Genomic DNA, 8,852 nt, shown 5'->3' with positions numbered 1-8,852 from the left:
CCGCCACCCTGTGGATACCTCATCCTCTCGTGATACCGCAGGCAGACACCCCTCGTCAGCCCTTATGACTTCACGAGTTCAATCTCAGTAACACCGCGTCGGGGTCGTTTGTTGTGTCTCGGCACCGTAAGCAGGTGTGCGAGTGCGCCGCAAGCCGGTCCTGATTAGTCGTACTTGCTCGCCGTGACGGGTGAGGGAGGTGGGGTTGGTTTCCTTAACCGGCTTTATTTACCCGTTGGTTGGGAAGAAGCTCGGGCCTCGCGTCTCGCATCCCGGTGCCCGAATCCCGAGGCTTGAGCTTCGGGGCGCGCACCCCCGTACGTACCCTCCAAAGAGTGAGGAACCCGGTCCGGGTCTCGTCTCCCGGGTCTCGTCTCCCGGGTCTCGTATCCCGAGTCTGGGCTCCGGGATGCGAGCCCCGAGATCCGGGGTGGCGGAGAAGGCGCCGGAACCCAACAGTCCGTTATTGCCCCGGGTTACGGTCCGTCACCCCGACGGCCCGGCGGGCGTACCCGTACGCGCGCTCCGCGTACGGCCGCGCGATCTGGAGGTTCCGGGGGAGCGGCCGCCACGCTCGTCACATGGAAGCTCCTCCTGCAACCCCATGCCCGCTCGCCGTGCGTGAGTTCACCCAGCGCTTCAGCGCCACGCCGCGAGGCGCCCGCCTTGCCCGGCGGTTCGCGCGCTTCGAACTGGACCGGTGGGGCATCCCGTACGGCGGCGATGTCTCCGACACGGCCGCGCTGCTCGTCGCGGAACTGGCGGCCAACGCCGCGACTCACGGCCGCGTACCGGGCCGGGACTTCGAACTCGTCCTGACCCTCACCCCGCGCGGCCCGGCTCTCAGCACGCTGAGCATCGAACTCTCCGACACCCGCACCGAAGCCCGCCCGCCTTCCCCCGGCGACCTCACCCCACCCCCACCCGACGCAGAAAAGGGCCGGGGTCTGGTCCTGGCCGACCGCTGGGAAGTACTCGACCGTCGCTGCGCACCGGGCAAGACGGTCCGAGCCGAACTCGACGTTCTGTACTGACCGTCCTGACCCGTCGACCGTTCTGACTGTCCTGGGCGTCCCGGGCGTCCCGGGCGTCCCGGGCGTCCCGGGCGTCCCGGGCGTCCTGGCCTCCTGTGGCCGTGGGCCGCGCCGCCCGCGGCACGGTAGCCGCGAATTCCGTACGCATTTGCGTCGAGTCGCATTACGGCGGGGACGAATCAGGCATTCCGAGAAGCCGGAGCGAAGTATTCCGATCCTCGGTGAACTGTTGATGGAATTCGGCCAATTGGCTCGATAGTGCCCCCGCAGAAAAAGCTTGATCGTCGACTGACGTGGTGTTAGCGTCCTCCGCGTATGAGCCCGACGAGTAATGGAGCATTCATGTCGAAACTGAAAGCTGCTTCCGCGCTTGCGGCAGTCGCATTCACCGCCACTGTCGCTTTCACCGGAAGCGCGTCTGCGGGCAGCTACAACGGGGTGTGCGAAAGCTCCAACGGTGGCGAGGTCTGTCTGTATGACAGCAATAACAACACCGGCAGAGTTTATGACACGCTTTACAGCAAGGCGTCGTACAGCGGCACGTACTACGGCACCAACATAGGCATCAACGACACCGTGACGTCCACGTGGAACCGTGACCCCGACACCGAGGTCACCTTCTACGCCGGGGAGAACTACACCGGTACCGCCATGGGGAATGTCCCCGGTTGGAAGGTCAACTGGGAGGGCGGCTGGAGCGACAAGTGGAGCTCGCACTGCTTCGCCAACAACGCGGCGTGCCCCAACTGACCTCGCGTGGATGAATCCCCTGGTGGGTGGCGGTGCGGCACGTCCGATGCGCCGCCCCCGCCAGGAGCCGCGAGCCGCGATCCGCGCTCGACCGGTACGTATAGGGGATGAGGATGCTCAACAAAGGCCGGCCGCTTCTCGTGCTCGCCCTGCTCGGTTCTGTTGCCACCGGGTGCGCGAACAGCGGAGAGTCGCCACGTGATGCGGATGCGGATACCAAGGAGACGCTGAGAATCAACCGGATGGACGGCTACTATGAGGGGGCCGATATCAAACTCCCCCTTGATGCTTATGCGCTGACCAAGGAACAGCGCCGCGACTACAGGTCGGTCGTGTATGAGCTGTCCAATGCGTGCATGAAGGGCTTCGGTCTTACCTGGCCGAGGCCCATCGAGCAGGAATCCCGGGAAGGTGACAACTCCCGACGCTACGGTGTTGTCGACGCGCGACATACCAAGCAGTTCGGGTACGGCGTTCCGCTTCCCGAAGGTGTCACCCACGCCGAGGCGCTGAAGGTCGGCCGCCAGAACACGGAGAGAACCAGGGCCCTGCCCCAGAAGACACGCGACGTCTATACGGGGGAGCGCGTACGGAATCATGCCGGAAAAAGAGTGCCCAAGGGCGGGTGCCGTGGGGAAGCGTACGGGATTCTGGGCCTGCCGCCGCAAGGAATGACGTCCACGACCCTCGACGCCCTGCTCTACGAATCCTGGGACAGGGCGCGCAACCACAGGATCGTGCTCGACGCCGTGGTGCAGTGGAGTGCGTGCATGAGCGAGGCGGGCCATACGTACAAGACGCCCGAGGACGCGGTGGCCGACTCGGCCTGGCAGCGCCAGGGAGACCCCTCGCGTGCGGAGAGCGCCACCTCGACCGCCGATGTGCGGTGCAAGCGCGACGCGATGCTGGTCGAGAAGTGGCACGCGATAGAGGTGAAGAACCAGGAGCGCTTGATACGTGAGAAGGCGGATGTGCTCAAGGAGCTGGGGAGCCAGGTGAAGGCCCTCGCGAAGCGGATCGAGCAGGTGCGCGCCGAGGGGTGACCCGTCGGAGTGTACGGACGTACACCTCAGAGTGTACGATCGTACGCATGACGACGGACTACTTCGCTGACGACCCGCGCACCAACCTGGAGCGGATGCTCGCGGGTGATCTCTACATCGCCGACGACCCGGAGATCGCCCGCCTTCAGCAGCGCGCCATGAGCCTGGCAGCGCGCTACCAGGCCGTCTACGTCGAGGACACCGTGGCCGCCAGGCCGCTCCTGGCCGAACTGCTCGCTTCCGTGGGCGAGAGCGTCGAGGTGCGGCCGCCGCTCCACGTCGACTACGGCAGCAACATCACCATCGGGGCCCGTACGTTCGTCAACTACAACCTGACCGCGCTGGACGTCGCACAGATCACCATCGGCGAGGACTGCCAGATCGGCCCGAACGTCCAACTCCTCACGCCCACGCACCCGGTGGAGCCCGAGCCCCGGCGCGACAAGCTCGAAGCCGCGCTGCCCATCACCATCGGCGACAACGTCTGGCTCGGCGGGGGAGCGATCGTGTGCCCCGGCGTGACGATCGGCGACAACTCCGTCATCGGTGCTGGTGCGGTGGTCACCAAGGACGTGCCCGCCAACGTCGTCGCGGTCGGCAACCCCGCGCGGCCCGTCCGCAGTATCTGAGGCACACCCACATGGCCACCGGACAGACTGATCCCCAGCGGCGCGAGCGGATTCTCGCCGCCACGCTCGACCTGATCGCCGACGACGGTGTCGCGGGCGTCTCCCACCGCAAGATCGCCACCCGTGCCGGGGTGCCGCTCGGGTCGATGACGTACCACTTCTCCGGCATCGACGAGCTGCTGCGCGAGGCGTTCACCGGATTCGCCCGTCATATCGAAGACGTCTTCGTACTGCACCTCAGCCGAGCCGACAGCACCGAGCAGGCCCGCGAAGCGGTCACCGACCTCATCCACACGCTCTCCGATGGCCCCCGCCGCGATCTCGTCCTCGCACAGGAGCTCTACACACTCGCGGCCCGGCACGTGCAGTACCGGTCGCTGACGCAGGAGTGGATGCGACGCAGCCGCCACCTGCTGGAACGGCACTTCGACGCTGTCACGGCCCGCCAACTGGACTCGCTGATCGAGGGGATGACGCTGCACCGCGCCCTGGACGGCTCACCTCACGACCGTGAGCTGACGCGCCTGGCCGTGGCGCGCCTCACCGCCGCCGCATAGCGGCGTACACAGACAGCCCGTGGGGCGCGGACCTGACACCGCACCCCACGGGCGCTCGGCTGCGTCCTGTCATGCCCCTGCATCGTCGCCGCCCTTTCGACGTGGCAGGCTGAGGCGGCGGTGAGCAGGAACGACGACGAGCGAAGGGCGCGGACGCGGTGGTGGTCGAGGACGCCGTCTGGACCTGGGGGCGCGCGGTTCCCCTCAAATACGTGCTCGTCAGCGAGGAATGGGACGGCGAACGGATCGTGTGGGCGCGCTGCGCCGACACCGACGGCTTCTTCGTCGACCCGGCCCCGCGCCGGGAACAGCTGACCTTTGTGGGCTGCGTTCCGACCGGGCGGTTGAGCAAAGCGGCTGAGCGCGTACGTGACGGGTCGGTCGGGCCGGTCGGGTCGGTCTTCCGATCCGTCGAGGGCACCGAGCGCATCGCGGCCGTTGAGGCCCTTGAGTCCGTCGAGTCCGTTGAGCTGGGGGAGCTCGCCGTCATCGTGGACTTCCCCGAGCCCGGGGCCGATCCCGAGCCCGGGGCCGATCCCGAGGACGGCCCCTTCCACACCTCCGACGCGCACCACTGGGAGCTGCTGAACCCCGTCCTGGTCGGCTGCCGCCCCTCCGCCTTGGACGCGTCGCTGGTCGACGTGACCGTGGAGGCCGAGGTCGACGGCCCGGCAGGGCGCCGAGCCGAGCCCGCCGGCGCCCGATGGCGGCTGTTCAACGGAGTCGGCGGTGCCGTCCTGGGCGAGTGCCGTCGGATCGAGGGCCTGTATGTCAACCGCCCCCTCCCTTCCGCGCCGCCCATGCGGCTGATCGGCTGCGAGCCCGGTGAGCGGCTGCTGCGCCGGCTGGTGAGCCCGCGCGACGACGGCGACTGGGTGACCCTGCTCGCCGTGGACCGGTCAGGTCGCGTCATGCGCTCCCAGGAGCACATGCCCTTGCAGGTCGTCGCCTCCCGCCCGTCCGCGCTCGGTGGGACCCTCTTGGACCTGTGGCTGCACGAGGGCCCGGCCGCGCGGCCCGTGCCTGCGGTCCGTCCGGTGTGGGACGCCTGGTTCGAGGGCCCGCCGACCGAGCCGGGGTCGTGGACCGCGCTTCCACCCGGGGGCCGGGCGGAGTGGGCTGCCTTCGCCGCCGAGCGCCGGGGCGCAGGCAGCCCGCTGCCCGACCCTGTGCGGCGCCTCGACGGCCGGCACGTCACCGACGTGTCGGCGCTGTTGTGCGCGCTGGGCGAGGCGGTCGCCGGTCCCGGCGGCCACTACCAGCAGTGCTGGAAGGTGTTGCGCGGCTGCGTGTGCGGCGGGGAGTGGCCGCCCGCGCCGTTCACGCTGGTCTGGCACGACGTCGAGGTGGCCCGGCGCGCGCTCGCCTCGGTGAGCGTGGACACGGAGGGCGGGACACCGTACGTCGACGACGTCCTCCGGTTGCTCGCGCGGGTCGGCATCACCGTAGAACTCCGCTGATTTGTTCCCCGCTGATTCCTTCCGGCGCGACCACCACCACACAGGGCCGTGTCGACAGGAGGTCACATTGCACCGGGCCGGACTACGGTGCCCGCCGAAGCCGTCGACCGACTGACGGCCGCACTGCGCGCCCGTACCACTGTGGAAGCCCCCGACCCCCTCGCCTCGGCACTCCTGGAGCACCAGGGAGCTCCTGGACCTGTGCACTGGACGGCGGAAGGGCACGGTTTCCCCGTCAACGACGGTGGGCTCTCGTTCCGCAACCCGGCCAACCACTTCGCGCTGTCGGCCGTACGCCTGGCCAGGGTGGCGACGGCGCTGGCGGAGTGACGGGCGTACGGCAGTGCGAGGGTGCGCGACCGGCCGTACTCGTGCCTCGGTTGACGCACCGCCGGCGGCCTGCCAGAACCGCGGCCGTTCCGGCTGACTGCGGTGCGCCGGCCGTGTGCCGGCCATTGAACCGGCGTCGGCGGTTCCGCGTTGTGGTCCTTGTCAACGTCACGACGCCGCAGGGAAGACGGAGGGCTGCCATGTCACCGGTTGCGAGAGACGAGTCCCACGAGATGAACAGGCCGCCCACCGGGTGACGACCTGACGACGGCTCAACACAGCCTCGTCATCTGGGTGCGCAGCCTCCTGCCGGTGGGAGCACGCGATGGCCGCTTCTACGGGGCACCGGGACCTCCTGGGACCGGCGATGACGTTCTGCACACCCCCTCGGGACCTTTCTCGGGCTGCAAGCCCGGAAGCCACCGGCAACTGACCCCCACCGCATACTTTCCGGGCGCAGAAGAGAAGAGGAACCGGCATGGCACCGAAGAAACGCATCCTCGTCGTCTCCGACGAGAGTGGCATGGGACTCGGCGGAGTTCCGGTGTTCAACAAGCTCCTCACCGAGGGGCTCGCGGAAAACGTGGACCACGAGGTGGACCTGCTCTATGTGACGGACAACGCGCAACCGCACGGAAAGGCGACCGTTTTCAAGGTCCCCCCGGTCATGGGCGAGGACAAGACGGTGACGATACTCAAGGCGGCGAAGCAGGATCCGGTTGCGTTCGGCCTCCCGCCCAAGGGAGAAGGCACGTACGACATCGTCGTCGGACACAGCCGGTTCTCTGGACCTGCGGCGTCCGCCATACAAGCCGCCTGGTATCCGGACGCTGTGTACATGCACTTTCTGCATACCTCGCCCGAGAAGCTGGAGCAGGCCAAGATCACCGATCTGAGCAACCAGGAAATGGTCGAGCTGCGGACGACGGCAGGCCAGGCCAAGATGAAGATCGAGAGGGAAATTCTCAGTACGGCCTCGGTCGGCGTCGGTGTCGGCGGAGCACTGGCCGAAGACATCCGGCGGATTCAGGCGAAGAACGCGGAGGCCAGGAGCTGGCACGATCTCATGCCCGGTGGCGAAACGGTCAGGACCTTCAGCCCGCCCTCGCCGAACGACCAGTTCAACGTCCTGCTGATGGGACGGATGGATGACCACATGAAGGGGGGCGGCGACGCCCTGGCAGCGGTGAAGCATCTCAACGACGCCGGCAGGAACGTGCACCTCACCATCCGCGGCGCGAAGGAGGAGGAGCTCCAGGACACGCTGGTCAAGGCGAAAGAGCTCGTCGGCGGAGAGGGGAGGGTCACCGTCAAGCCCTTCACCAAGAACAAGCAGGACCTGGTCGACGACATGCACGCCAACCATCTCGTGATCATGCCGTCCAAGACCGAGGGCTTCGGCCTGGTCGCCACCGAAGCCGCCGCGCACTGCATTCCGATCCTGGTGAACCGGGACAGTGGCGCGGCCAAGTTCCTCCAGGACCCCGACCGTGTTGACCCTCGCCTGGGCAAGGACAGCGTGGTCACGACACCCGAGGACGCGTCGCAACGGCACATCGCCTGGGCGGACGCCATCGGGAAGGTCGCGGACAACTGGGCGGACCGCAAGATCGGTGCCCACGACCTGCACAACGTGCTGAAGGGCTACACCTGGGAGAACGCCGGGACGGCCCTGGTCGAAGCGGGAATGTTGGCCAAGGACGGTAACGTGCGCGGCACGAAGCAACTGCAGCTCGGCCTGGTGTCCAGGGCCGAGGTCGCGAGACTCCCCTCTCCGAACGTCACCCCGGGGCAGTCGGGGAGCAACCAGTCGCAGACGACCCCCGCCATGCCGGTATCCGCCAAGTCCACTGTCAACCAGTTGGGGCTCTGAGCGGCCGGTCCGACGGAGCGTCACCGCCCGCGATTGAGGAGTTTCCGTAGCGCCATACGCTACGGAAACTCCGCAATCTGGGCAGGCGTCGATGCCGGGTGAATGCGGGCGGGCCGCCGGGCAGCAGTACGGGGCGGAGTCCGCCGACCTGGGCCACTCCGCCGGGCAGGGTCCGCAGGCCGCTCCGGACCTGCCGCTCCAGGACGCACCGCAGCGCCCGCACCTCAGCGAACTGCGGATGAACGCCATGAACGACGTGTTCGGGCAGGGGCGGGGCGTCTTCGCCCAACCGATCCTCCTGGTGGCCGGCGAGCACGTCCCGGTCGCAGGCGGCGCCGTCTTCCGCGCGGGCCGCCCCGGGGGTGGGTACGGCGACGGGGAATCCTACGGCGCTGTCCGCGTACTCGGACTGGAGCGGGAGATGGCGGTATCGGTCAACGACGCGGAGGTCGGCGCTCTCGACGCGGTGCACAGCTACCTCAACCAGAACTATCCGCCGAACTCGGCCGCGAGGGACGCGATAACGGATCTCAACGTGGAGTTCGTCAGCAACATCGGTCCTTGCAACGGCTGCAAGTGCCGCTTCCAGGAGTTCGCGGAGAACATGCAGCGCGAGTTCCCCGCGGCCCGGATCACCACGGACGCGGTCTACCACAAGGGCAACGGCACGCGGTTCAGGAACACCGACACCCGGGGGCCGGCCACCCGGTACGGATACGCGGGCGAGGTACAGGCATTCACCAGCCACGCGGCCCGGGAATCCGAGTATCCGTTCGTGTACTACAAGAGGGCGATCGAGCCCCGCGACCCCGTGGCGCAGAGGCGCAACGTCGGAAATCCGCAGCACCTTATGGACGCCGCCGGAATCAACCTGAATGTGACCGGGGACATCCCGACGACTCCGACCAACCCGGCCTCGGACAGTTCCTCCCTCGGCACGGACTCGCCCCGCTTCCCGCACGGTTCATCCCACAGCGGTTCCCCGGCCCAGGAAGCAGCCCCCAGCGTCGCGGCGGCGGCGGGCCTCCGGCTGGGCAGCGTCGGCCATGCCCCGCAGCAGCCCTCGCACCAGTTCTCCCAGCACCAGTCGCCCCGGCCCGTCGAGGCCCCGTCCAGGGGCAGGGGCAGCGCACCAGGCCAGTGACGCCCATGCTCGCCCGCGGCACCGGGGTACGC

Annotated in this window: 9 protein-coding genes; all 9 read left to right on the top strand. The window is 68.2% G+C overall.

The window, feature by feature from the left end; all coding sequences use genetic code 11:
• Positions 1-581 precede the first annotated feature (581 nt).
• The 9 genes from ACFWSK_RS33580 (at position 582) to ACFWSK_RS33540 (ending at position 8,820) form a co-directional block, all read left to right on the top strand.
• A complete protein-coding gene (locus ACFWSK_RS33580; RefSeq protein ID WP_383794708.1) occupies positions 582-1,034 on the top strand; it encodes an ATP-binding protein in 453 nt (150 codons plus the stop codon).
• 342 nt (positions 1,035-1,376) lie between these two features.
• Positions 1,377-1,784 carry a peptidase inhibitor family I36 protein gene (locus ACFWSK_RS33575; protein ID WP_383794705.1) on the top strand — a complete coding sequence of 136 codons (408 nt, stop codon included), beginning with the start codon at positions 1,377-1,379 and terminating at the stop codon, positions 1,782-1,784.
• A 107-nt stretch (positions 1,785-1,891) separates the two neighbouring features.
• Entirely contained in the window at positions 1,892-2,827 is a 936-nt protein-coding gene (locus tag ACFWSK_RS33570) for a hypothetical protein (protein ID WP_383794702.1), read from the top strand.
• A gap of 47 nt (positions 2,828-2,874) precedes the next feature.
• Positions 2,875-3,456: a sugar O-acetyltransferase gene (locus ACFWSK_RS33565; protein ID WP_383794699.1), complete on the top strand. Its 582-nt coding sequence runs from the start codon at positions 2,875-2,877 to the stop codon at positions 3,454-3,456.
• A gap of 11 nt (positions 3,457-3,467) precedes the next feature.
• A complete protein-coding gene (locus ACFWSK_RS33560; protein WP_383794696.1) occupies positions 3,468-4,013 on the top strand; it encodes a TetR/AcrR family transcriptional regulator in 546 nt (181 codons plus the stop codon).
• A gap of 158 nt (positions 4,014-4,171) precedes the next feature.
• A complete protein-coding gene (locus tag ACFWSK_RS33555) occupies positions 4,172-5,473 on the top strand; it encodes a hypothetical protein (protein WP_383794693.1) in 1,302 nt (433 codons plus the stop codon).
• Between the two features lie 87 nt (positions 5,474-5,560).
• Positions 5,561-5,803 (top strand): hypothetical protein, encoded by a 243-nt coding sequence (locus ACFWSK_RS33550; RefSeq protein WP_383794690.1) that lies wholly within the window; start codon positions 5,561-5,563, stop codon positions 5,801-5,803.
• 478 nt (positions 5,804-6,281) lie between these two features.
• Complete coding sequence (locus ACFWSK_RS33545; RefSeq protein ID WP_383794687.1) at positions 6,282-7,676, top strand: glycosyltransferase family 4 protein; 1,395 nt, start codon at positions 6,282-6,284, stop codon at positions 7,674-7,676.
• Positions 7,677-7,767: 91 nt separating this feature from the next.
• Positions 7,768-8,820, top strand: coding sequence for a hypothetical protein (locus ACFWSK_RS33540; RefSeq protein WP_383794684.1), 1,053 nt, complete (start codon positions 7,768-7,770; stop codon positions 8,818-8,820).
• Positions 8,821-8,852: the final 32 nt, after the last annotated feature.

Source organism: Streptomyces sp. NPDC058620, assembly GCF_042717135.1.
Classification (GTDB): Bacteria; Actinomycetota; Actinomycetes; order Streptomycetales; family Streptomycetaceae; genus Streptomyces.
This window is presented reverse-complemented; position numbering and strand designations above follow the sequence as displayed.